22 protein-coding genes are annotated in these 24,327 nt (G+C 61.5%); 14 read left to right on the forward strand and 8 right to left on the reverse strand.

The genetic code is table 11. The features are described from left to right. Positions 1-167: 167 nt before the first annotated feature. Together CAF63_RS19285 and CAF63_RS19290 are read left to right on the forward strand one after the other, a co-directional pair. Positions 168-587, forward strand: coding sequence for a polyribonucleotide nucleotidyltransferase (locus CAF63_RS19285; RefSeq protein ID WP_085687908.1), 420 nt, complete (start codon positions 168-170; stop codon positions 585-587). 15 nt (positions 588-602) lie between these two features. After that, positions 603-1,499: a cation diffusion facilitator family transporter gene (locus CAF63_RS19290; protein ID WP_085687910.1), complete on the forward strand. Its 897-nt coding sequence runs from the start codon at positions 603-605 to the stop codon at positions 1,497-1,499. Here the strand turns inward: CAF63_RS19290 and CAF63_RS19295 are convergent. Continuing rightward, a complete protein-coding gene (locus CAF63_RS19295; RefSeq protein ID WP_085687912.1) occupies positions 1,493-2,542 on the reverse strand; it encodes a DUF6515 family protein in 1,050 nt (349 codons plus the stop codon). The two genes, CAF63_RS19290 and CAF63_RS19295, sit on opposite strands and share 7 nt — an antisense overlap. A 455-nt stretch (positions 2,543-2,997) precedes the next feature. On the opposite strand from CAF63_RS19295, the gene CAF63_RS19300 reads away from it, so the two are divergent. Together CAF63_RS19300 and CAF63_RS19305 are read left to right on the forward strand one after the other, a co-directional pair. Next, the gene (locus tag CAF63_RS19300) at positions 2,998-3,477 is read left to right on the forward strand and encodes an Lrp/AsnC family transcriptional regulator (protein WP_007909658.1); all 480 of its coding nucleotides are present in this window, start codon (positions 2,998-3,000) and stop codon (positions 3,475-3,477) included. Between the two features lie 189 nt (positions 3,478-3,666). Then, entirely contained in the window at positions 3,667-3,876 is a 210-nt protein-coding gene (locus tag CAF63_RS19305; RefSeq protein ID WP_003228500.1) for a DUF2788 domain-containing protein, read from the forward strand. Here the strand turns inward: CAF63_RS19305 and CAF63_RS19310 are convergent. The 4 genes from CAF63_RS19310 to CAF63_RS19325 all read right to left on the reverse strand — a co-directional run bounded on the left by CAF63_RS19310 (position 3,871) and on the right by CAF63_RS19325 (position 10,344). Further along, the gene (locus tag CAF63_RS19310; RefSeq protein WP_085687914.1) at positions 3,871-4,506 is read right to left on the reverse strand and encodes a pseudouridine synthase; all 636 of its coding nucleotides are present in this window, start codon (positions 4,504-4,506) and stop codon (positions 3,871-3,873) included. The genes CAF63_RS19305 and CAF63_RS19310 overlap by 6 nt on opposite strands. Before the next feature lie 72 nt (positions 4,507-4,578). Then, positions 4,579-6,078 carry an AMP nucleosidase gene (gene amn, locus CAF63_RS19315; RefSeq protein WP_162130486.1) on the reverse strand — a complete coding sequence of 500 codons (1,500 nt, stop codon included), beginning with the start codon at positions 6,076-6,078 and terminating at the stop codon, positions 4,579-4,581. A 171-nt stretch (positions 6,079-6,249) separates the two neighbouring features. After that, positions 6,250-7,899 carry an acyl-CoA dehydrogenase family protein gene (locus CAF63_RS19320; protein WP_085687916.1) on the reverse strand — a complete coding sequence of 550 codons (1,650 nt, stop codon included), beginning with the start codon at positions 7,897-7,899 and terminating at the stop codon, positions 6,250-6,252. Positions 7,900-7,998: 99 nt separating this feature from the next. After that, positions 7,999-10,344 carry a hybrid sensor histidine kinase/response regulator gene (locus tag CAF63_RS19325; protein WP_085687918.1) on the reverse strand — a complete coding sequence of 782 codons (2,346 nt, stop codon included), beginning with the start codon at positions 10,342-10,344 and terminating at the stop codon, positions 7,999-8,001. A gap of 304 nt (positions 10,345-10,648) precedes the next feature. Between CAF63_RS19325 and CAF63_RS19330 the strand changes: the two genes are divergently transcribed. From CAF63_RS19330 to CAF63_RS19345, 4 genes are all read left to right on the forward strand, one after another. Continuing rightward, positions 10,649-11,446 (forward strand): hydroxymethylpyrimidine/phosphomethylpyrimidine kinase, encoded by a 798-nt coding sequence (locus CAF63_RS19330; protein WP_085687920.1) that lies wholly within the window; start codon positions 10,649-10,651, stop codon positions 11,444-11,446. Between the two features lie 24 nt (positions 11,447-11,470). Further along, the gene (gene thiE, locus CAF63_RS19335; protein WP_085687922.1) at positions 11,471-12,094 is read left to right on the forward strand and encodes a thiamine phosphate synthase; all 624 of its coding nucleotides are present in this window, start codon (positions 11,471-11,473) and stop codon (positions 12,092-12,094) included. 10 nt (positions 12,095-12,104) lie between these two features. After that, on the forward strand, positions 12,105-13,388 hold the full coding sequence (hemL, locus tag CAF63_RS19340; RefSeq protein WP_085687924.1) for a glutamate-1-semialdehyde 2,1-aminomutase: 1,284 nt from the start codon (positions 12,105-12,107) through the stop codon (positions 13,386-13,388). A gap of 226 nt (positions 13,389-13,614) precedes the next feature. After that, positions 13,615-14,169 (forward strand): tetratricopeptide repeat protein, encoded by a 555-nt coding sequence (locus tag CAF63_RS19345; RefSeq protein WP_003228518.1) that lies wholly within the window; start codon positions 13,615-13,617, stop codon positions 14,167-14,169. 111 nt (positions 14,170-14,280) lie between these two features. On the opposite strand, the gene CAF63_RS19350 is transcribed toward CAF63_RS19345, so the two are convergent. After that, positions 14,281-14,610: a DUF1820 family protein gene (locus CAF63_RS19350; RefSeq protein WP_007958692.1), complete on the reverse strand. Its 330-nt coding sequence runs from the start codon at positions 14,608-14,610 to the stop codon at positions 14,281-14,283. 132 nt (positions 14,611-14,742) lie between these two features. Here CAF63_RS19350 and miaB point away from each other — a divergent pair, with 132 nt between their 5' ends. The 5 genes from miaB to lnt all read left to right on the forward strand — a co-directional run bounded on the left by miaB (position 14,743) and on the right by lnt (position 20,141). Further along, positions 14,743-16,071: a tRNA (N6-isopentenyl adenosine(37)-C2)-methylthiotransferase MiaB gene (gene miaB, locus CAF63_RS19355; RefSeq protein WP_064382169.1), complete on the forward strand. Its 1,329-nt coding sequence runs from the start codon at positions 14,743-14,745 to the stop codon at positions 16,069-16,071. Positions 16,072-16,266: 195 nt separating this feature from the next. Continuing rightward, positions 16,267-17,271, forward strand: coding sequence for a PhoH family protein (locus CAF63_RS19360; RefSeq protein ID WP_085608754.1), 1,005 nt, complete (start codon positions 16,267-16,269; stop codon positions 17,269-17,271). Next, a complete protein-coding gene (gene ybeY, locus CAF63_RS19365; RefSeq protein WP_085687926.1) occupies positions 17,264-17,758 on the forward strand; it encodes an rRNA maturation RNase YbeY in 495 nt (164 codons plus the stop codon). Before CAF63_RS19360 ends, ybeY begins: the two co-directional genes overlap by 8 nt. A 5-nt stretch (positions 17,759-17,763) precedes the next feature. Next, positions 17,764-18,603: an HlyC/CorC family transporter gene (locus CAF63_RS19370; protein WP_007909641.1), complete on the forward strand. Its 840-nt coding sequence runs from the start codon at positions 17,764-17,766 to the stop codon at positions 18,601-18,603. Between the two features lie 14 nt (positions 18,604-18,617). Beyond that, the gene (gene lnt, locus CAF63_RS19375; protein WP_085687928.1) at positions 18,618-20,141 is read left to right on the forward strand and encodes an apolipoprotein N-acyltransferase; all 1,524 of its coding nucleotides are present in this window, start codon (positions 18,618-18,620) and stop codon (positions 20,139-20,141) included. 73 nt (positions 20,142-20,214) lie between these two features. On the opposite strand, the gene CAF63_RS19380 is transcribed toward lnt, so the two are convergent. After that, on the reverse strand, positions 20,215-20,994 hold the full coding sequence (locus CAF63_RS19380) for a YdcF family protein (protein WP_085687930.1): 780 nt from the start codon (positions 20,992-20,994) through the stop codon (positions 20,215-20,217). 105 nt (positions 20,995-21,099) lie between these two features. Then, positions 21,100-21,423, reverse strand: coding sequence for a hypothetical protein (locus CAF63_RS19385; protein WP_085687932.1), 324 nt, complete (start codon positions 21,421-21,423; stop codon positions 21,100-21,102). Between the two features lie 254 nt (positions 21,424-21,677). On the opposite strand from CAF63_RS19385, the gene leuS reads away from it, so the two are divergent. Continuing rightward, positions 21,678-24,284, forward strand: coding sequence for a leucine--tRNA ligase (leuS, locus tag CAF63_RS19390; protein ID WP_085687934.1), 2,607 nt, complete (start codon positions 21,678-21,680; stop codon positions 24,282-24,284). Positions 24,285-24,327 lie beyond the last annotated feature (43 nt).

The following is a 24,327-nucleotide window of genomic DNA, read 5'->3' on the forward strand; positions in this document are numbered from 1 at the left end:
AGAAAACAACTTCAATCCTCAACGTATTTCGATAGGGGTGAGACGGGGCCGCAATTTACTGTGGGCACGCCCTGCCGCCGCGAGTATAACGGCGAACTGCTGAGCGTTCGTCAGGGTCTTAACTTCACACGATGACGCTTCGTTAATAGATGACTCAGGAGATTCCCATGCGCTTACCTTTTCGCCTGATCGGCGGTGTACTGGTTGCCACCCTGCTCACTCAGATCACCGCGTGCGGTTCGATTTTCTATCCCGACCGGCGCGGCCAGATCGACGGCAAGATCGACCCGGCGATTGCCGTGCTCGATGCCGTGGGCCTGCTGTTCTATATCCTTCCAGGCGTAATCGCGTTTGCCGTGGACTTCGCCACCGGCGCGATCTACTTCGAACCGGGCCACATGGCGCAGGTCGATCCGGCCAAGCTCAAGCAAGCCATCGGCCCGGACGGTCAGGTCGATAACTTGAAGTTGCAGGCTATTCTCGAAACCGAGCTGGGCCGCAATCTGCCGCTGGACGATCCGCGCCTGATCCAGCACAAGGGCAGCACCCAACAACTGGCGATGTTCGGCCTGCAACCTGCCGCATAAGGAATTGACGCACCCATGACCACAAGCACCGAACACGCCCGCCTGCTGCGGCTGGCGACCCGCGCCTCGGTGGCGGTGGCCTGTACGCTGATCATCGCCAAAGCCATCGCCTGGTGGCTGAGCGGTTCGGTGAGCATGCTCGCCGGCCTCACCGACTCGGCCCTCGATGGCGTCACTTCGTTGCTCAATCTGTTGGCGGTGCATTACGCGCTGCGCCCGGCGGATGACGATCACCGTTATGGTCACGGCAAGGCCGAATCCCTGGCGGGCATGGCCCAGGCACTGTTCATTGGCGGCAGTGCGGTGCTGATCGCGTTTCAGGCTTATGAGCGCCTGAAAAATCCCGAGCCACTCGGCGCGCCGTGGCTGAGCATTGGTGTGATCGTGTTTTCCCTGCTGCTGACTGTCGCGCTGTTGATGCTGCAGCATCGGGTCATCAGGCAGACCGGCTCCAACGCCGTGCGGGCGGACTCGCTGCATTATCGTTCGGACCTGTTACTCAACGGCAGCATTCTGATTGCGCTGGTGATGGCCGGCTTGGGGTTCGATCAACTGGATGCGTGGTTCGGTCTGGGAATCGCGGGGTACATTTTGTGGAGCGCGATCCAGATCGCCCGGGAAAGTTTTTCGGTGCTGATGGATGAAGAGCTGCCGACGGATGTCAGTCAGCACATGCTCGAACTGGCGTGCGGCGTGCCAGGCGTGTTGGGCGCGCATGATTTGCGCACGCGGATTTCCGGCAATCACTGGTTCGTGCAGTTGCACCTGGAATTGCCGGGGGAGCTGACGCTGTCAGTCGCCCATGGCATCAGCGATCAGGCCGCAGATGCCATTCACAAAGCCTACCCAAAGGCCGAAGTGCTGGTGCACGCCGACCCGCAGGAAGTGGTCAAGGCCGCTCGGGCTCAGTAGTTGACCTGATAACCGCGACTGCTCAGGCAATTACCCTGGGCCTGGCGGTAGGCCTGCACCACTTCGGGCGCCGGTTGATAAGTCGCGGTGCGCGGGTTGAAGCCGCTCTGCTGCACCGCGTATTGATAACACTCGTAGCCATCGCGCTGAACCTGCTCCGGTGACTGGCCGTTGGCCGGATATGCCTCCACGTCATAACCATTGCCGGTCGGCTGCGGTGGCTGCTGTACCGGCGGTTCGACCACCACGTAATCCTGCGTTGCTTCCTGATAGGCATAGTAGGAGCCGGCAGCGAGGAACAGCAGCGAACCGCCGATCCATACCTCACGGGCGTAATCCGGCAAGTACTGGATACGAATCCCGCGCGGCGGCTGAACCACGATGTAGCGCGGACCTTGCGGGCGATACCAATAGCCGCCGGAGTAGAAATAATCCTGTCCGCGATACGGCACGCGGTAGTCGCGATCCGGGAAACGGTCGATCACATGGCCCGGTCGGTACTGCGGGCCAGGGCCCCAACCATTGCCATGCCCATCGGGACGACCCGGCCAGCGGTTGTCGTTGGGACGGTTGCCGGTCTGCCAGTTCTGGTGATAGCCATTCTGCGGACGCTCGTCGCGGTAATAACCCTGACGCGGTTCCTGGGTCTGGCGCACGGTGTCGGGGCGCGGCTGGATCGGCAGGTCATTGGCCGGCAGTTGCGGCGGCGGTGGCGGCTGGCGTACCGGGTTGGGATTGTAGGCCGGACGTGGCTGATTCTGATTCTGCCACTGGCCATTGTTCGGTTGGCCGTGGTTCTGCTGGCCGTTGTGCTCGAACTGGCGGCTGTTGTCGCCACGAATGATGTCGTTGTTCTGCCGCTGCGGATTGTTCTGGCCGTGCTGCTGATCACCGCCGCCATGCCCCTGATTGTTGCCCTGATGCTCCGGCCCGCGTCCGCCGCCGTCGGGGCCGCGATTCTGCGGCTCATCCGCCAGCGCTTGCGCACCGACACTCACACACAGCAAACCAACACTGGCCAGACGCCAGATGCGCGACTTCATGAAATTCCTCACTGCGGACTAGAGCCTGAAATTAAGAGGGCGTGTAGCTAAGACCGGGGATGGGCACACCGGGTTCTGCTACAGGTTATCAGTCACGTCATTTATTTATTGAGCGAGATGGGCCAAATCGCGGGCAAGAAAAAAGGGAGACCCGTCGGCCTCCCTTCTAGAGAACTTCGTCCTGGCTCGACGCTTTTGACGTCGGCTCACCTCACGCCGTCTTCTGGACAGTGTGCAGCTCGGGGGCCGGCACAACCCCGGTGGGGGTGGCGGCCGCGGCGGGCCGGATTGGGCGGGCCGCAGTGGACTGTGTTACCGAGCAGTGATTCTGGTGTTAAGAATAGGCCTGGAGCCGCGACAGATGATTGCGAAGATTGCTCAAATAAACATCACTTGCGCAATTTTTAACCCTGGATAGATAATCCGCCGCAATAGTTAAGACAAAGGACCGTTTGATGAGCAAACTCGACCGTTACGACCTCAGTATTTTGGCGGAATTGCAGCGCGACGCCCGCATCTCCAACCAGGAACTGGCCGAGCGCATCGGTCTGTCGCCCTCCCCGTGCTCGCGCCGGGTCAAGCAACTGGAGGACGACGGCTACATTTCCCGTCAGGTCGCCCTGCTCGATCGCAAGATGCTCGGTCTGAGCCTGACCGCCTACGTGCTGATCGGCATGGACCGGCACACGCCGGAGCGTTTCGAGAACTTCGAAGCGGCGATCCGCACCTTGCCGCAAGTGCTGGAATGCAGCCTGGTGACTGGCGTGGATGCCGACTATCAGCTGAAAGTGGTGGTGCCGGACATGGATCACTATCAGAAGCTGCTACTGGGGCATCTGACGCGGATTGAAGGCGTGACCAGCGTGCGCTCGAGTTTTGTGCTGAATCAGGTGCTCAACAGCACGGAATTGCCGCTGACTCATCTGCGCAGCTGAAACCGCCTTCGCGAGCAAGCTCGCTCCCACATTTGAAATGCATTTCCCTGTGGGAGCGAGCTTGCTCGCGAAGAAGCCGGTGCAGGCGACGAATGACTGCGGCACACCGACGCAGGTCAATGCTGCGTCGTTCGTCGCTGGCGTATACTCCCGGCCGCCCTTTCAGCCGCGCAGCGCCGGAGATGCCCGATGGATCCAGCAGTATTTGAAGAGTGGATGATGACTGGTCTGGTCAGCATCCTGATCATTTTCATGGGCTTCATCGTCTGGGATCTGGCGAAGAAGTCCAAGGCCGGGCGCTTCGGCTCGTTCATTCTGTTCTTCGTACTGGGCCTGGGCGTGGCCGCGTTCATCATCAAGAGCGTAGTGATCGGCCTGATCGAATCCGGCGCCTTATAAGCGCGCCGGCACTTCTTTCCACTGGCCCTGATCGAGCCCTTCGATCGTCCAGTCACCAATCCTGACCCGCACCAGCCGCAACGTCGGCAGCCCGACCGCCGCCGTCATCCGCCGCACCTGACGGTTGCGTCCTTCGCGAATCACCAGTTCCAGCCAAGTTGTCGGAATCGTTGCGCGAAAGCGTACCGGTGGATTGCGCGGCCACAGCTCGGGCTCATCCAGTTGCCGCGCTTCGGCGGGCAAGGTCATGCCGTCATTCAATTCGACGCCGTCACGCAGGCGCTGCAACTGCTCGGCTGTCGGCACGCCTTCGACCTGCACCCAATAGGTTTTCGCCAGCTTGTGTTTGGGGTCGGCGATCCGCGCCTGTAACTGGCCGTCGTTGGTCAGCAGCAGCAAACCTTCGCTGTCGCGGTCCAGCCGTCCTGCCGGGTAGATGCCCGGAATGTCGATGTAATCCTTGAGCGTCGCCCGACCTTCACCATCGCTGAATTGCGTCAGCACATCGAACGGTTTGTTGAACAGGATCAGCTTCGGCTCGGCCGGTGGTGCCTTGGCGACACGACGCGGGGCTGAAGAGGACGGCTTCGCGCCGGGGCGGCGGGAAGGTGGACGTTGGGGACGGGACATGGCGAAAAGAACATCTAACGGTCGGGGCTGCTAATGCTAGTGCCCCGACCGCCAAATGACCACGACAAACCGTTAGCGGAACGGCGGCTCGTCGAAGCTGCGCAGTTTGCGCGAGTGCAGCGAGTTGAGTTCGGTGCGCAGCAGATCCACCGCTTCAATGCCAATCTTCAAGTGTTGGCTGACCGCACGTTCGTAGAACGCGTTGGCCGAACCCGGCAGCTTGATTTCACTGTGCAGCGGCTTGTCCGAAACACACAGCAACGTGCCGTACGGAACCCGCAGGCGATAACCCTGGGCGGCGATGGTGCCGCTTTCCATGTCCACCGCCACGGCGCGGGACAGGTTGATCAGCGGTCGCTCCTGGGCCCAGCGCAATTCCCAGTTGCGGTCGTCGTAGGTCAGCACGGTGCCAGTGCGCAGGCGTTTCTTCAGCTCTTCACCCTTCTCGCCGGTGATGTTGGCCGCTGCTTGCTGCAACGCCAGCTGTACTTCAGCCAGGGCCGGGATCGGAATGTTCGGCGGCACCACCCGGTCGAGAATCCCGTCGCGACGCATGTAAGCGTGAGCCAGCACATAGTCGCCGATGGTCTGCGACTGACGCAGGCCACCGCAGTGACCGATCATCAGCCAGCAATGCGGACGCAGCACGGCCAGGTGATCGGTGATGTTCTTGGCGTTGGACGGGCCGACGCCGATGTTTACCAGGGTCACGCCGTGGCCGTCGCTGGCGATCAGGTGATAGGCCGGCATCTGGTAGCGGTGCCAGACCACGCCGGCCGCAATCGCCGATGCTTCACCGTGATCCATGCCCTTTTCGATGATCACGTTGCCCGGCAACACCATGCGCACAAAACGCGGGTCGCGGCGCAATTGCTCCAGACCATGGACGATGAACTGGTCGACATAACGGTGATAGTTGGTCAGCAGGATCCACGGCTGCACATGGCGCCAGTCGCTGCCGGTGTAGTGCACCAGCCGACGCAGCGAGAAGTCGACGCGCGCGGCGTCAAACAGCGCCAGCGGCAGCGGATCGGTGTTTTCCCAGTCGTAGAGCCCGTCGGCGATGCCGTCGGTGGCGGCGGACAGGTCGGTACTCGGAAAGACTCGCGCCAGCACGGCGGCAGTGACGCCCGAGCCGGCCAGTTCATCGCCCTGCTCGACCACGTACGGGTACGGAATGTTCTGCTCGCTGACCCCGACTTCGACGGTCACGGTGAAGTCATGCATCAACGGCGTGAGCTGTTCCAGCAGGTATTTGCGAAACGCCGCCGGGTGGGTGACGGTCACGCTGTAGGTGCCGGGCAACTGCACCTTGGCGTAGGCGCGGGTGGTTTGCGGGACTTCGCCCTGGCAGTGGTAGGTCAGACGCAGTTCGGGATAACGGAACAGGGCACGTTGCTCGGCGTCGGGCTCGACGCGATCCTTGAGATAACGCTTGAGCGCCGAGTTCAGCGCCGTGGTGGCCCGCTCATGCAGCTCGGCGAGACGATCCACGGCCTGTTCGGCGGTTTGAACGACAATAAACGCTTCGGTCACGATCAGCTTCCTGTGTTCTGACTTGCAGAGCTTCATCTTGCCTGCATCGTGGCGTCACGGAAACAGTGGCGTTGTGGCAATTCATCAATCTGACAGGTATAGGCGGGCCTGTGGGAGCGGGCTTGCCCGCGAAGGCGTCAGCACAGCCAACATTGATGTTGAATGTACCGGCCCCTTCGCGAGCAAGCCCGCTCCCACAGGGATGCTTCAGAAACCTTGCGGTGTCGAACGGGCGACGATGGCTTCGACATCAAGCCCACGCGGCAACGCGCCGTAGACCCGTCCGCCCCCGTTCAAACGACTGGCAATGAACGCATCGCTGACCGCCGAATTCCCGGCCTCCAGCAGCAGCTTCGCTTGCAGCCCGAGGGCGATGTCTTCAGTTAGTTGCCGCGCGCGGTACTGAATGTCGCTGGTGTCCTTGAACTGCGCCTGCAATTGCTGAATGTGCGCAGCCAGTCGCTTGTCGCCATGGCCGTCGCCCAACTCGCTGAACAACACATCAAGCACGCCCGGCTCTTTCGACAACGCCCGCAGCACATCGAGGCATTGCACGTTGCCAGAGCCTTCCCACGTCGAGTTCACCGGTGCCTCGCGGTACAGCCGCGGGAGGATGCTCTCCTCGACATACCCGGCGCCACCCATGCATTCGGCGGCTTCGTTGATCATTCCCGGCGCACGTTTGCAGATCCAGTACTTGCCCACCGCCGTCACCAATCGGGCGAATTGCGCTTCATGGCGATCGTCCAGATGATCCAGCGCCTTGCCCATGCGCAGGCTCAGGGCCAGCGCGGCTTCGCTTTCCAGCGCCAGATCGGCCAGCACGTTCTGCATCAGCGGTTGTTCGCTGAGCAGTTTGCCGCCGACCTTGCGATGGGCGCAGTGATGGCTGGCCTGGGTCAGCGCCTGACGCATCAGCGAGCTGGAACCGACCATGCAATCGAAACGGGTCATGGCCACCATCTCGATGATGGTCGGCACGCCGCGCCCTTCTTCGCCGACCATCCACGCCAGCGCGCCACGGAACTCCACCTCACTGGAGGCGTTGGACTGGTTGCCGAGTTTGTTTTTCAGACGCTGGATATAGAACTGATTGCGCGTGTCGTCCGGGCGATGGCGCGGCAGGAGGAAGCAACTCAAGCCCTTGTCGGTCTGCGCCAACGTCAGAAACGCATCGCACATCGGCGCCGAACAGAACCACTTGTGGCCCACCAGTTCATAGGCCTGGCCCGGGCCGCTGGTGCCGACTGGATAAGCCTTGGTGGTGTTGGCCCGCACGTCGGTGCCGCCCTGTTTCTCGGTCATCGCCATGCCGATGGTCACGCCGGCCTTGTGGGCCATGCCGACATTGCGCGGATCGTATTCGGTGGCGAGGATTTTCGGCAGCCATAGTTCGGCCAGATTCGGCTGCAAACGCATCGCGGGCACGCTGGCAAAGGTCATGGTCAGCGGGCAACCGCTGCCGGCCTCGGCCTGGCTGTGCAGGTAGGTCATGGAAGCGCGGGCAACATGGGCGCCGTCCTGTGGATGAGCCCAGGGCAACGACGTCAGGCCATGTTCGATGGCGGTGCGCATCAGCTCGTGATACGCCGGATGAAATTCCACCAGATCGATGCGATGACCGTAGCGGTCATGGCTGGCGAACACCGGTTTGTTCTGATTGGCGAGGAACCCGGCCTCCATCAGCGGCCCGCCGGCCAGCGCGCCGTAGGCGTCGATCCGCGACTCGGCCCAGCCAGCGCCGAACCGTCGCGACCACTCCTGCAAAGGCAGGTCGATGCGGTACAGGTTGGTGCCGTCGAGCGACGGTGGCTGGTTGGTCACTTCGTGGGTTTCGGCGAACTGATGCAGGTTCATGACGGGGGCTCCTTGATCGGCCAGAGCTTCAGTTAAGCACTGCCCCCGAACCGATCAAAGTGTCATATCGGCCTAAATGCCGGCGCTTTCACCCTGTCATCAACTCAATACCCGCCGCTCCAGCGCGGCCTGCAAGTCCTCGAATTTCACCGGTTTGCTCAGGTAGTCGATCAACGCCCCTGTACCGCAATGCTCTCGCTCCGTAGCCAGCGCGGTCATGAACACCGGCATATGGGCACATCCGGGCAAGTCGCGGATCTGGCAACACAGCGAGGCCCCGTCGAGCGGTGGCAACTGGCAATCGATCAGCACTGCATCGAACATTTCACGCTGCAGGTAATCGATGGCCGCTGCGCTGCTTTCAGCAGTACGCACCCGAAATCCGAGCTTGAGCAACATGCCGCGCATCACCAATTGATTGACGCTGTTGTCGTCCACCAACAGCACGGTGCAGTCCTGCGGCGCACGCACGGTGTCGCGGCTGAACACGGGCACGGCTTCCACTTCCGGCAACTCAAACTCGACATCCAGCTGAAAGCGGCTGCCGCTCCCGGGCTCGGATCGATGTGTGAGCTTGCCGCCAAGCAGCTCGACCAGTTGTCGGCAGATCGCCAGACCGACACCCAGCCCGCCGTATTCGCGGGTCATGGAACCGTCGAGCTGGAAGAACCGCTGGTACAGCGTGGCCTCACCCAGATCGGTAAAACCGATGCCGGTGTCGATCACCGCAAACGACAGCGCCAGACGATTGCCCGTCGACGGTTTGCCGGTGACCCGCAAGGCCAGACCGCCGACGCGGGTGAACTTGATCGCGTTGTCCAGCAGGCATTCCAGACATTGCGCAAGTTTGGCGCTGTCGCCATGCAGGCGATCCGGCAGGGTCGGCAGCACGTCGACCTTGAAGTCCAGCGACTTGCTCGAAGCATTGCCATCGAACTGAATCCGCAACGCCTCGACCACCCCGCGCAGGCTGAAACTGCCCGGCGTGGCCTTGAGCTTGCCGGCCTGCAATTCGGTCAGGGTCAGGATGCCGTTGACCATGCGCATCATGTCCCGCGCCGAACCGGCGGCGGTCTGCTGGTATTGCTCCAATTCCGGGTCCAGCTCGACGGTCTGCATCAGCTCCAGCGAACCGATCACACCGTTCATCGGCGTGCGCAGTTCGTGGGTCAGGGTCGCGAGGAATTCATCCTTGAGCTTGTTGCTGTGGGCCAGTTGCTGGTTCAGCACTTCGAGTTTCTGGCCCGCATCGAACAGGGTCTGCGCCTGTTGCTCGCGCATCGCGTTGATGCGGTCGGCCAGCGCCAGCGACAGCAGCGCCACTTCGATGGCCGAACCGATCTGGCTGGCGTACATGGTCAGGAACACGTTCGGCAGCAGTCCCAGCACCATCATGGTGTTGACGATGCCGCCGATCAGGAACGCCGACCAGGCAATGATGAAATAACGCGCCACCCGCAGGCCGCGCCACCAGGCCAGGATCCCGGCGGCGAAGATCACCACGGTGAAGGTCAGCGCCAGGGCCGTTGCCAGACGCAGGGCCAGGCCATAACTGGTCATCAACGACAGGCCGATCACCACGGCGCCGAACGCGATCAGGGCGATCAGCAGGCGATCGAGCCAGCGGCTGTGGTTGCTGGTCTGCAGGAAACTGCGGGCGAACTGGCTGCCGAACAGCCCTGCGCAACCGATGAAGAACGGCGTGGCGGCGTTGGCCCACCACGGGTTGTCCGGCCAGAAGTACTCGACCGCAGCGCCATTGACCGACAGTTGATAAAGGCCGAACGAGGCGATATAGAAGATGTAATAGAGGTAACTGGTGTCGCGCACGCTGAGGTAGATGAACAGGTTGTAGACCAGCATCCCCAGCAGCACGCCATAAATGATCCCCAGCACGTACAGGCGCACCGGCTGGTCTTCGAGGTACGCGGTGCTCGACCACAGCGTCACCGGCGCCTGGATCGAGCCTTCGCTGGACAACCGCAGATAAACGGTTCGTTGCTGATCCGGCTTGAACGCCAGGTCGAACAGGTAATTGTTCTGGCGGATCTCGCGACTGGCGAACGGCAAGGCGTCCCCGGTTTGCCGCACCAGACGGTAGTCGCCAGCGGCATCGGGCAGATACAGGTCCAGATGATCTAGCGGCGGATACGCCAGCTCCAGCAACCAGCTGCGCTGCGCCGACGGATTGGTCGGGCGGTAATGCAGGTCGATTTTCAGCCAGAACGCCGAGCGCGAATAACCGGCATTGAGCGTGGCTTTGTCATGGGGCTTGAAGTTTCCGGCGGCGGCTTGCGCGCGGACGTCGGCAATGCTCGCCTGACCGCTCGGGTCTTCGAACACTTGCAGGGATCGACCCAGCGGGAGGCTCTGGGTGAACTCGTCGAACTCGACGGCGCTTGCCAGGAGGGGCAAGCAGAACAGCAACATCAACAAATAGCGCATTGAAGCCCCAGCGTGGCTTGTCCGGTTGTGTCAGGAAGCCCCCCATTCCCTTTGAGATGACGTAAAACCGGTATTACCTGTTATTGGTTTGGATCCACTCTAGCATAGCCGTTGATGGCCATTGAGCACCATGGAAATTTTTCCCACAAAGGCTCTAGAACGGGCGTTCCAGAGCAAAACGTTGAGCTAGAGCTGTTTGCTTGGTCAGATTGTGACAGACGGTACGGATCCACCTACCCGTGTTATCGGCCGGGCGCTGCGCCACAACACCCGAAAAACAGGTTTGGTGGTAAGCTCGCGCACCATGAATATCTACAGCTCACGCCCCGTTGTCCTCTGTCTCTCCGGCCACGACCCCAGTGGTGGCGCCGGCTTGCAGGCAGATATCGAAGCCCTGCTCGCTCAGGGTTGCCATGCGGCTCCGGCCGTCACCGCCCTGACCGTGCAAGACACGGTCAACGTCACTGACTTCCGCGTCCTCGACCGTGAGTGGGTACTGGCCCAGGCCAATGCCGTGCTCAACGATTCCGAAGTCGCGGCAGTGAAACTGGGCATGCTCGGTTCCCTGGAAATGGTCGACACCGTCGTCGAACTGCTCCTGGCGCACCCGCACCTGCCAGTGGTCTGCGACCCGGTGCTGCGCGCCGGCGGCGGCGGACGCCTTGGCAAGGACGAAGTCGGCTACGCCATGCGCGAACGCCTGCTGCCGCTGTCGATCATCGCCACCCCCAACCTTCCCGAAGCCCGGATCCTCGCCGAACTGCCAGAAGGCACCGCGGACGAGTGCGCTGAAAAACTGTTGCCGTACATCAAGAACCTGCTGATCACCGGCGGTCACGGCGACGAAACCGAAATCCACAATCGCCTGTACAGTCGCGACGGCCTGCGCGAAACCTTCAAGTGCCAGCGCCTGCCGGGCAGCTATCACGGTTCCGGTTGCACCCTGGCCAGCACCCTCGCCGGCCGCCTGGCACTGGGCGAAAACCTCGCGAGCGCGGTGCGTACTGCGCTGGATTACACCTGGCGCACCCTGCGCGATGCCGAACAGCTGGGCAAAGGCCAGTTCGTGCCGCGTCGCCTGCCGCTGGATTTCTGTTCCTGATGTTTCGAGCCTGAGGTCTGCGCGATGAAACTACGTGGCCTGTATGCCATCACCGACAGCCAGTTGCTGGCCGGCAAGTTTCTGTCCTACGTGGAGGCGGCGCTGGAAGGCGGCGTCACCCTGCTGCAATACCGCGACAAGAGCAGCGACGAAGCCCGCCGCTTGCGTGAGGCCGAGGCCCTGCGCAATCTGTGCGAACGCTACAAGACGCAACTGATCATCAACGATGACGCCGAACTGGCCGCACGCCTGAACGTCGGCGTGCACCTGGGCCAGACCGACGGCCCGCTATCGCCGACCCGCGCCCTGCTCGGTTCAAAAGCGATCATCGGTTCGACCTGCCACGCACAGCTTGAACTGGCCGAACAGGCCGCCAAAGAAGGTGCGAGCTACGTCGCCTTCGGTCGCTTCTTCAATTCCAGTACCAAACCCGGTGCACCGAGTTGCAGCCTCGATCTGCTCGACGAAGCCAAACGCACCCTGCACCTGCCGATCTGCGCGATCGGCGGCATCACCCTCGACAACGCTGCGCCGCTGGTGGCCCACGGCGTCGATCTGCTGGCCGTGGTCCATGGCCTGTTCGGCGCCGACAGCACCGCCGAAGTGACCCGCCGCGCCCGCGCCTTCAATGAATTATTAAAAGTCTGAGAGCCCGATCATGTCTCGTTCCGAAACCCTGTTTGCCAACGCCCAGAAACACATTCCCGGTGGCGTGAACTCGCCGGTGCGCGCGTTCAAGAGCGTTGGTGGCACGCCGCTGTTCTTCAAGCACGCCGAAGGCGCCTACGTCACTGACGAAGACAACAAGCGTTATGTGGATTACGTCGGTTCCTGGGGCCCGATGATCCTTGGCCACAGCCACCCGGACGTGCTGGACGCGGTGCGCAACCAGTTGCAGCACGGCCTGTCCTACGGCGCGCCGACCGCGATGGAAACCGAGATGGCCGATCTGGTCTGCTCGCTGGTGCCATCGATGGAGATGGTGCGCATGGTCAGCTCCGGCACCGAAGCGACCATGAGTGCGATCCGTCTGGCCCGTGGTTTCACCGGCCGTGACAGCATCATCAAGTTCGAAGGCTGCTACCACGGTCACTCCGACAGCCTGCTGGTCAAGGCCGGCTCCGGCGCACTGACCCAAGGCGTACCGAGCTCGGCAGGCGTGCCGGCAGCATTCGCCAAACACACTTTGACCCTGCCGTTCAACGACATCGACGCGGTTGAAAAAATGCTCGCCGAAGTCGGCCAGGACGTCGCGTGCATCATCGTCGAGCCAGTGGCCGGCAACATGAACTGTGTACCGCCGGCGCCGGGTTTTCTCGAAGGCCTGCGCAGCCTGTGTGACAAGCATGGCGTGGTGCTGATTTTCGACGAAGTGATGACCGGTTTCCGCGTCGCCCTCGGCGGTGCCCAGGCTTACTACGGCGTGACCCCGGATCTGACCACCTTCGGCAAGATCATCGGTGGCGGCATGCCGGTCGGCTGCTTCGGCGGCAAGCGCTCGATCATGGAGCGCATCGCACCGCTCGGCCCGGTCTATCAGGCGGGCACCTTGTCCGGTAACCCGCTGGCGATGGCTGCCGGCCTGACCACCCTGCGCCTGATCAGCCGTCCGGGTTTCCACGCCGAGCTGACCGACTACACCACGCGCCTGCTCGACGGCCTGCAACAGCGCGCCGATGCCGCCGGCATTCCGTTCGTGACCACCCAGGCGGGCGGCATGTTCGGTCTGTACTTCAGCGGTGCCGACGACATTGTTACTTTTGAAGACGTGATGGCCAGCGATGCAGCGCTGTTCGGCCGCTTCTTCCACTTGATGCTGGAAGGTGGCGTGTACCTGGCACCGAGCGCCTTCGAAGCCGGTTTCACCTCGATCGCCCACGGCGAAGCCGAGTTGAAACTGACCCTCGACGCCGCTGAGCGCGCCTTCGCCCAGTTGAAGTAAAACGCCCCGCCGCTGACGTTGGCCATTGCCAGCGTCAGTGTTCTCCTACATCCGCGCGCCTTTTCCGACACTCCTGCCAAAAATCTCCCATAAAGTGGGCGATATATTTCCCGCGCAGCAGAAAATCGAGTAAAGACTTTGTAAGGATGGCCCTGCTTATTTCATAATGCGCGCTTATTGGATCCCTAGACGGGTCCGCGCGCCCTTCAGAGGTAAGTCGATTCCCATGAACCGCACCGGCCGCACCCTTGCCTTGGGCTGCCTGTTGCTCCTTCAGCCGCTGCTCGCACATGCACAAGCAGGCGGCAACTCGTTGTTGATCCCGGCGATGGGTCGCTGCACCCTCAATACTCAGCCGCAAGATGTCACGCAGGCCCTCGCCGCCTGCCAAAAGGCAGCGGATGAGGGGGATGCGCAAGCGCAATACGAGTTGGGTGAGTTCTACTACGACGGCAAGAACGCGCCGCGCGACCTCAATCAAGCCCTGAGCTATTTCGAAAAGGCCTCGCTGCAAGGCCACGCCCAGGCGCAATTCAAGCTCGGCACCATGTTCTTCCACGGTGAAGGCGTGCAGGCCAACAACATTCAGGCGTACATCGTGCTGAAGATGGCGGCGGTCAACGGCGCCGAAGACGCGCTCGACACCGCTGACGAAGTTTCCGAAAAGATGTCCCGCGAAGATCTGGAAACCGCGACCCAGGTGCTCGGGCAAATTTTCCGTAAATACCTGATGGAACTGCAGAGCGCCGACGGGCGTACGCCGTTCTCGCCTTTGCCCTGATTTCTTCGTCGACTTCTCTGGCCTCTTCGCGAGCAAGCTCGCTCCCACATCGGAATGAATATCCCTGTGGGAGCGAGCTTGCTCGCGAATGAGGCGACTCGATCTTACGGTTTACTTCTCAGGCATCGGCACCGGAAACGGCATCACGTTGCCAACGCCGCCACGGGCTTCGCTGATCTTCGGCGTCCCCAGCCGCTCCACTTCATCGATGCGCACGATCGAGTGCATCGGCACAAAGCTGCGTACCACGCCTTCGAACTGCGCCTTGAGCTTTTCTTCGCTCGGGTCGACGACCACTTGCGTGCGCTCGCCAAAGACGAACTCTTCCACTTCCAGGAAACCCCACAGATCACTTTGATAGATCTGCTTGGCGTACATTTCGAACACCTGGCCCTGGTTGAGGAAAATCACCTTGTAGATTGGAGCTTCGCGTTTGGTCATGGCGGGCGGACGACATCGGGGTAAAAATGAGGGCGCGAACTATAGCATAGCCACCGGACGCACAGCGGTAGGAACCTGAGGACATGTTCCCTATAATGCGCGGTTCTTTGAACCACGTGACGACCCTATTCCATGGCCAAGAAGCTTTACATCGAAACCCACGGTTGCCAGATGAACGAGTACGACAGCTCGCGCATGGTCGATCTGCTGGGCGAACACCAGGCCCTGGAAGTCACGGCACGCGCCGAAGATGCCGACGTGATCCTGCTCAACACCTGCTCGATCCGCGAACGCGCCCAGGACCGGGTGTATTCGCAGCTCGGCCGCTGGCGCGAACTGAAACTGGCCAACCCGGACATGGTGATCGCCGTCGGCGGTTGCGTGGCCAGCCAGGAAGGCGCGGCGATCCGTGATCGCGCCCCTTACGTCGACGTAGTGTTTGGTCCGCAAACCCTGCACCGTCTGCCGGAAATGATCGACGCCGCGCGCATCAGCAAGCTGCCTCAAGTCGACGTTTCGTTCCCGGAAATCGAAAAATTCGACCACCTGCCCGAGCCGCGCATCGACGGCCCGAGCGCCTATGTCTCGGTGATGGAAGGCTGCAGCAAGTACTGCACGTTCTGCGTGGTGCCTTACACCCGTGGCGAAGAAGTCAGCCGACCGTTCGACGACGTGATCGCCGAGATCATTCACCTGGCCGAAAACGGCGTGCGTGAAGTGACCCTGCTGGGCCAAAACGTCAACGGTTATCGCGGGCTGACCCACGACGGTCGCCTAGCCGACCTGGCCGAACTGATCCGCGTGGTCGCGGCAGTCGACGGTATCGACCGCATCCGCTACACCACCTCCCACCCGCTCGAATTCTCCGACAGCTTGATCCAGGCCCACGCCGAAGTGCCGGAACTGGTCAAGCACCTGCACTTGCCGGTGCAGTCGGGTTCGGACCGGATCCTGGCCGCGATGAAGCGCAACCACACGGCGCTGGAGTACAAATCCAAGCTGCGCAAACTGCGCGCCGCCGTGCCGGGGATCTGCATCAGCTCGGACTTCATCGTCGGCTTCCCTGGGGAAACCGAGAAAGATTTCGAACAGACCATGAAGCTGATTGCCGACGTCGGTTTCGACTTTTCCTACTCGTTCGTCTACAGCCAGCGCCCGGGCACTCCGGCCGCCGATCTGGCCGACGACACCCCGGAAGAACTGAAAAAGGAACGCCTGAACGCCTTGCAGCACCGTTTGAATCAGCAAGGGTTCGAGATCAGCCGACAAATGGTCGGCTCGATCCAGCGGATCCTGGTGACCGATTATTCGAAGAAAGACCCGGGCGAGTTGCAAGGGCGGACCGAGAATAACCGTATCGTCAACTTCCGCTGCGATAATCCGACCCTGATCGGCCAGTTCGCCGACGTCCACATCGACGCGGCGCAACCGCACTCGCTGCGCGGCTCACTGATCCAGTAACACCCTTTGTTCGACTGTGGGAGCGAGCCTGCTCGCGATGAACGATGACGCGGTTTTTCAGATGAACCGCATTCATACCCATCGCGAGCAGGCTCGCTCCCACAGGAACCGCATCGATTTAAGAGCTTTCGCACCCACGCCACTGGCGTTATCCTTGATTTCATCCTAATTGCCCCAGGGCGGCTAAATACGACCTTGAACGCACCCATCGAACCACATCGTTTCATCCTCGAGCCCTTTGAGGCTCGCCGCTTCGCCAATCTGTGCGGGCAGTTCGACGAGCACCTGCGCCTGATCGAACAGCGCCTGGCCATCGAGATCCGCAACCGCGGCAATCAGTTCGAGCTGATCGGCGAACCCAAGCACACCACTTCTGCGGAAAACCTGATTCGCCGCCTGTACCGGGAAACCAAGGGTTCAGAGCTGTCGCCGGATACGGTGCACCTGTTCCTCCAGGAATCGGCCGTCGAGCAACTGGACAACCACGCCCCCGCCGAAGCCTCCGTCGCCCTGCGCACCAAGAAAGGCATGATTCGCCCGCGCGGCTTGAATCAGCTGCGCTACGTGAAGGAAATCCTCGGCAACGACATCAACTTCGGCATCGGCCCGGCCGGTACCGGCAAGACTTATCTGGCTGTCGCCTGCGCCGTCGATGCGCTGGAGCGTGAACAGATCCGTCGCATCCTGCTGGTGCGTCCGGCGGTCGAAGCGGGTGAAAAACTCGGCTTCCTGCCCGGAGACCTGTCGCAGAAGATCGACCCGTACCTGCGCCCGCTCTACGACGCACTCTACGAGATGCTCGGCTTCGAATACGTGGCCAAGCTGATCGAGCGTCAGGTGATCGAAGTTGCGCCGCTGGCCTACATGCGCGGCCGTACGCTAAACAACAGCTTCATCATTCTCGATGAAAGTCAGAACACCACCGTCGAGCAGATGAAGATGTTCCTGACCCGGATCGGTTTCGGATCCACGGCCGTGATCACCGGCGACATCACCCAGGTCGACCTGCCGCGCGGCACCAAATCCGGACTTCATCACGTCATCGAAGTCCTGAAAGATGTGCCGGGCATCAGCTTCACCCACTTCCAGCCCAAAGACGTGGTGCGCCATCCGTTGGTGCAACGCATCGTCGAAGCCTACGAGCGCTTCGAGACGCGTGTTGCTGATGAAGCGCCAAAGGACACCCGCCACGATGCTTGAGCTTGACCTTCAAATCGCGACCGAAGCGTCTGCGCCGACCGAAGCCGAGTTCCGCCAATGGTGCGAACTGGCCCTGCGCCAGCGCACCGCCGACTCGGAAATGACCATTCGTCTGGTCGACGAGGAAGAAGGCCGCGAACTGAATCACACCTGGCGGCACAAGGATTACGCGACCAACGTCCTGTCCTTTCCTGCCGAAGTGCCTGACGAGTTTCTCGACATACCATTGCTGGGCGACCTGGTGATCTGCGTGGCGGTGGTTGAGCGCGAAGCCGCCGAGCAAGGCAAGGAACTGAAGGCCCACTGGGCACATCTGGTCATTCACGGCTGCTTGCATCTGCTGGGTTACGACCATATAGATGACGATGAAGCCGAAGAAATGGAAGCACTGGAACGCGAGTTGCTTGCCGAATTGGGTTATCCCGATCCGTACGCGGACGACGAAACCGAAACATCCCCTACTGTTACAACAAAGGATTCAGAGTAATCGCTATGAGCGAAGATCGATCGAGCAACGGGCAAAAGTCATGGCTGGGTAAACTGACCCAGGCTTTTGCCCACGAGCCGAAGAACCGCCAGGAGCTGCTTGAGCTGCTGCGCGATGCACATCAGAACAAACTGCTGGACAGCGAAGCGCTGGCCATCGTCGAAGGCGCCATCCAGGTGGCTGACCTGCAGGTTCGCGACATCATGGTGCCGCGCTCGCAGATGATCAGCATCAAGGCGACCCAGACACCCCGCGAATTCCTCCCTGCCGTAGTCGACTCGGCCCACTCGCGCTACCCGGTCATCGGCGAAAGCCATGACGACGTGATGGGCGTGCTGCTGGCCAAGGATCTGCTGCCGCTGATCCTCAAGGAGAACGGCGACAGCTTCAACATCAAAGACCTGCTGCGCCCGGCCACCTTCGTGCCGGAGTCCAAGCGCCTGAACGTGTTGCTGCGTGAATTCCGCGCCAACCACAACCACATGGCCATCGTCATCGACGAATACGGCGGCGTGGCCGGTCTGGTGACCATCGAAGACGTGCTTGAGCAAATCGTCGGCGACATCGAAGACGAGCACGACGTCGAAGAAGACAGCTACATCAAGCCGCTGCCCAGCGGTGATTTCCTGATCAAGGCCCTGACGCCGATCGAGAACTTCAACGAGTTCTTCGACAGCGAATTCTCCGACGACGAGTTCGACACCGTCGGCGGGCTGGTGATGAGCGCGTTCGGGCACTTGCCAAAACGCAACGAAATCACTGAAATCGGCGCCTATCGTTTCCGCATCCTGAACGCCGACAGCCGTCGGATTCATTTGCTGCGACTCACGCCAATCGCCCGGTAAATTTAAGGACTGAAATGCGCTGGACAACCCGCCCCGGCTGGCCCGGTAACCTGCTGGCCGTGGCGGCCGGTGCAATCACCACCTTCGCGCTGGCACCGTTCGATTTCTGGCCGCTGGCCCTGCTGGCGGTCGGCCTGTTCTATGCCGGACTGCGCGAGCTGAGCCCGCGTCAGGCCCTGGGGCGTGGCTGGTGCTTCGGCTTCGGCCTGTTCGGCGCCGGCACCAGCTGGATCTATTACAGCATCCACCACTTCGGCGGCGCTTCGGTGCTGCTGGCCGGGTTCCTGATGCTGATTTTCACGGCGGCGATTGCCTGGTTCTTCGCCCTGCCCGCCTGGCTCTGGGCACGCTGGTTGCGGCGTAACGAAGCGCCGGTGGCCGACGCCCTGGCGTTTGCGGCGTTGTGGGTCGGTCAGGAAGCGTTCCGTGGCTGGTTCCTCACCGGTTTCCCGTGGCTGTATTCCGGTTACAGCCAGCTCGATGGCCCGCTGGCCGGGCTCGCTCCAGTAGGCGGCATGTGGCTGGTTTCGTTCGTCCTGGCGTTGACCGCTGCACTCATCTACAACGCATCGCGTCTGTTGCAAACCCGCCGCAAAGCCTTCATCGCTGCCGGTCTGGTATTGCTGATCGGGCCATGGGTGGCAGGCATTGCGCTCAAGGGCCATGCCTGGACCAGCCCGGCCGGCGCACCGCTGACCGTTGCCGCGATTCAGGGCAACGTCGCGCAAAGCATGAAATGGGACCCGGCCGAGCTCAATGCGCAACTGGCGCTGTACCGCGACCTGAGTTTCCGCTCCAAACCGGTCGACCTGCTGATCTGGCCGGAAACCGCCGTCCCGGTGCTCAAGGAGTCCGCCGAGGGCTACTTGAACATGATGGGCAACTTCGCCGCCGAGCGTAAATCGGCGCTGATCACCGGCGTGCCGATCCGCGAAATGGTCCGTCACGAAAAACGCTTCTTCAACGGTATTACCGTGGTCGGCGAAGGCGATGGCACTTATCTGAAACAGAAACTGGTGCCGTTCGGCGAGTACGTACCCTTGCAGGACATCCTGCGCGGGCTGATCGCGTTCTTCGACCTGCCGATGTCCGACTTCGCCCGTGGCCCTGCCGACCAGGCCCTGTTGCAGGCGAAGGGATATCAGATCGCGCCGTTCATCTGCTACGAAGTGGTCTACCCGGAATTCGCCGCGGGCCTGGCAGCACGCAGCGATCTGCTGCTGACGATCAGCAACGACACCTGGTTCGGTACGTCCATCGGCCCGCTGCAACACCTGCAAATGGCGCAGATGCGCGCGCTTGAAGCCGGACGCTGGATGATTCGCGCGACCAACAACGGCGTGACCGGACTGATCAACCCGTTCGGGCAGATCACCGAACGCATTCCGCAGTTTGAACAGGGCGTGCTGTACGGCGAAGTGGTGCCGATGCACAACCTGACGCCGTATCTGCAATGGCGCTCGTGGCCGCTGATCATCCTGTGCGTGGTGCTGTTCGGCTGGGCGTTAATGACCAACCGGATGTCCAAGACTCTCTGAGAAATCGCGCGCTCCCACAGGTGACCACTGTGGGAGCGAGCTTGCTCGCGAAGGCGCCACCAACGACACCGCGTCAATCGGCTCTGTCATCCCCTCGGTAGAACAGCGAATAACCGATCTGTCCCACCGCCTCGTTCATCAACTGCCCGCTCTGCCAGATCGATTTGAACTCCGGCAACCAGCCGCCAAACGGCCGGGCATTGTCCGTGCCGAGGAAACCTACCGGCGCCGGGACCACTTCAAATCCAGCCTGTTGATAACTCCACACCGCCCGCGGCATGTGCCAGGCCTGGGTCACCAGCACGATGCGTTTGACGCCTTCCGGCAACAGCATTTTGGCGCTGAATTCGGCGTTCTCCCACGTGGTGCGGCTCTCCCCTTCCTGCCAGCGCACCGTCACGCCGAAATCATCGCGCAACGAGTCGGCCATCAATTTGGCTTCAGTCGGCGGCGTACCGTAATGCAGGCCACCGCTGGTCAGAATCGGTAACCCCGACGCCTTGGCCAGTCGCGCCGCGTAACGTTGGCGCTCCAGTCCAACACCGGTCGGCTGATCTTCACCCCAGGCCAGATCGCCGCGCTCGCGACCGGAGCCCAGCACCACAATCGCATCGGCACGCTGCGCCAGACTTGTCCATGCTTCCCGGGACAGCGGCGGCTCGCGCTCAAGGGCCTTGGCGCCCCACTGCACGACCACCGGTAGACTCATCAGCAAAAAGCCGCCAAAACCCAGGGCAAAACACAACCCGGCCAGCCGTGGCCGCGAGCGACGCAGCCACCAGGCCGCCAGCAACAGCAGCAAAAGAAGGCCGGGCGGCAATAGAAGTTGTTTAATGAAATAACGAAAAGGCATCGGGCATCTCCAGAGATGCCCGAAGCCTAAGTGGGTTGATACAGCGCGACAACCAGTAGGGTCGGATCCCGTTGAAAAAGATCCGCTTTTTGACCTGCCATGCGTTTACTTGGCCTGCAGAGTCCGAACCTTGACGGAGTCTCTGCCGGGCGCCTTGTCCTTGAGCCAGATGACTTTGGCCGTATGGGCTGCATCGAGTTGTTTCACTGCTTGTGACAGGTATCCGTGGGTTTCACGCTCACTGCGATCCAGATAGGCCTTGACCAGTTTGAACTCGGCGGGACTCAAGCCACGCAATTCCAGCTCCAGGGGGCGCTCGTCGCGCAGCCGGCCAGCGGTTTTTACAGCGTCCAGGGCCATACCCAGACGATCGATCAACCGCTCGTACAACTCGGGTTTGGTAACGTTTTTTTGCTGTGACTCCACCATCCCTCACCTCATTGAAGATAAGACTCACTCCCCAGTTAGAGCTTAGCTTCGCTGCACAAACCGGCTGCACGCCGCGACCAACGGCCCTCGCCGCGATTTCAGCCGGTCAAACGGCTGCAATCAGGGTTTCCCTAGGCCGAGCGCGGTCATGTATGCTACGGCGCTTCCTGTAACTCCACTTCCAGCTCGTCCGGCACGCCCCGAACGTCGCATTGAAGAGGATTAGGCCACCCCTATCCAGTACAAAAGTAGCCATGCACGAACAATATCAACCCCGTGAAATCGAAGCCGCCGCCCAGTCGTTCTGGGACGAGCAAAAGTCCTTTGAAGTCAGTGAACAGCCAGGCAAGGAGACTTACTACTGCCTGTCGATGTTCCCTTACCCCAGCGGCAAGCTACACATGGGGCACGTGCGCAACTACACCATCGGCGACGTGATCTCCCGCTACCAGCGCATGCTCGGCAAGAACGTTCTGCAACCGATGGGTTGGGACGCCTTCGGCATGCCGGCGGAAAACGCCGCGATGAAGAACAACGTGGCCCCGGCCAAGTGGACCTACGAAAACATCGCCTACATGAAGTCCCAGCTGCGCAGCCTGGGCCTGGCGGTGGACTGGTCGCGCGAAGTCACCACCTGCAAACCGGATTACTACCGCTGGGAACAATGGCTGTTCACTCGCCTGTTCGAAAAAGGCGTGATCTACCGCAAGAACGGCACCGTGAACTGGGACCCGATCGACCAGACCGTTCTGGCCAACGAGCAGGTGATCGATGGTCGCGGCTGGCGTTCCGGCGCGCTGATCGAGAAGCGCGAGATCCCGATGTACTACTTCAAGATCACCGCCTACGCGGATGAGCTGCTGGAGAGCCTCGACGAACTGACTGGCTGGCCTGAACAGGTCAAGACCATGCAGCGCAACTGGATCGGCAAGTCCCGCGGGATGGAAGTGCAGTTCCCGTACAACGTCGATTCGATCGGCGAAAGCGGCACCCTGAAAGTCTTCACCACCCGTCCGGACACCCTGATGGGCGCAACCTATGTTGCCGTGGCCGCCGAGCACCACCTGGCCGCCCTCGCCGCGAAAAACAACCCTGAGCTGCAAGCGTTCATCGCCGAATGCAAGGGCGGCAGCGTCGCCGAAGCCGACGTCGCCACTCAAGAGAAGAAAGGCCTGCCGACCGGCCTGTTCGTCGAGCACCCGCTGACCGGCGAGAAACTGCCGGTGTGGGTCGCCAACTACGTGCTGATGCACTACGGCGATGGCGCGGTCATGGCTGTGCCGGCGCACGACGAGCGCGATTTCGAGTTCGCCCACAAGTACAACCTGCCGGTCAAATCCGTAGTTCGCACCAGCTCCGGTGAAACCAACCCGGCGCCATGGCAAGACGCCTACGGCGAGCACGGTACGCTGATCAACTCCGGTGAGTTCGATGGCCTGGACTTCGCCGGCGCGTTCGACGCCATGGAAGTGGCCCTGATCAAGAAAGAGCTGGGCGCCTCGCGCACCCAGTTCCGCCTGCGCGACTGGGGCATCAGCCGTCAACGCTACTGGGGCTGCCCGATCCCGATCATCCATTGCGCCAGCTGCGGCGACGTGCCGGTTCCTGAAGACCAGCTGCCTGTCGTCCTGCCGGAAGACGTGGTGCCGGACGGCGCCGGTTCACCGCTGGCGCGCATGCCCGAGTTCTACGAGTGCAACTGCCCGAAATGCGGCCAGCCTGCCAAGCGTGAAACCGACACCATGGACACCTTCGTCGAGTCGTCCTGGTACTACGCCCGTTACGCCTCGCCGCACTTCGAAGGCGGCCTTGTGGAAAAATCCGCGGCCGACCACTGGTTGCCGGTGGATCAGTACATCGGCGGTATCGAACACGCCATTCTTCACCTGCTCTACGCGCGCTTCTTCCACAAGCTGATGCGCGACGAAGGCCTGGTGAGCTCCAACGAGCCGTTCAAGAACCTGCTGACCCAGGGCATGGTGATCGCCGAGACGTATTATCGTCGCGAAGCCAATGGCGCCTACACCTGGTTCAACCCGGCGGACGTGGATCTTGAACGCGACGGCAAAGGCAACGTGACCAGTGCCAAGCTGAAAACCGACGGCCTGCCGGTGGAAATCGGCGGCACCGAGAAGATGGCCAAGTCGAAGAACAACGGCGTCGACCCTCAGTCGATGATCGATCAGTTCGGCGCAGACACCTGCCGCCTGTTCATGATGTTCGCCTCGCCGCCTGACATGAGCGCAGCGTGGTCCGATTCCGGTGTCGAAGGTTCGCATCGTTTCCTCAAGCGCGTCTGGCGTCTTGCTCAGGCGCACGTGACCCAGGGCCTGCCGGGCAAACTGGATATCGCCAGCCTGAACGACGAGCAGAAAGCCGTTCGCCGCGCGACTCACCAGGCCATCAAGCAGGCCAGCCACGACGTCGGTCAGAACCACAAATTCAACACCGCCATCGCCCAGGTGATGACGCTGATGAACGTGCTGGAAAAAGCCGCGCAAGGCACCGAACAGGATCGAGCACTGGTTCACGAAGGTCTGGAAGCCGTTACCCTGCTGCTGGCTCCGATCACGCCGCATATCAGCCACGAGCTTTGGAAACAGCTGGGCCATGCCGATGCCGTGATCGACGCCGGCTGGCCGGTGGTCGACGAGAGCGCACTGGTACAGGACAGCCTGACGCTGGTGATCCAGGTCAACGGCAAGCTGCGTGGCCAGATCGACATGCCGGCTGCCGCGACCCGCGAGGAAATCGAAGCCGCTGCCCGTTCCAACGAAAACGTCCTGCGTTTCGTCGACGGCCTGACTATTCGCAAAGTGATCGTAGTGCCCGGGAAACTGGTCAATATCGTCGCCAGCTAATTGGATCGGGCGCCGGGTTAGCCTGGCGCCCAGAAAAACCTTT

Origin of the sequence: Pseudomonas sp. B20(2017), from assembly GCF_002113125.1 — a bacterium.
GTDB lineage: Bacteria > Pseudomonadota > Gammaproteobacteria > Pseudomonadales > Pseudomonadaceae > Aquipseudomonas.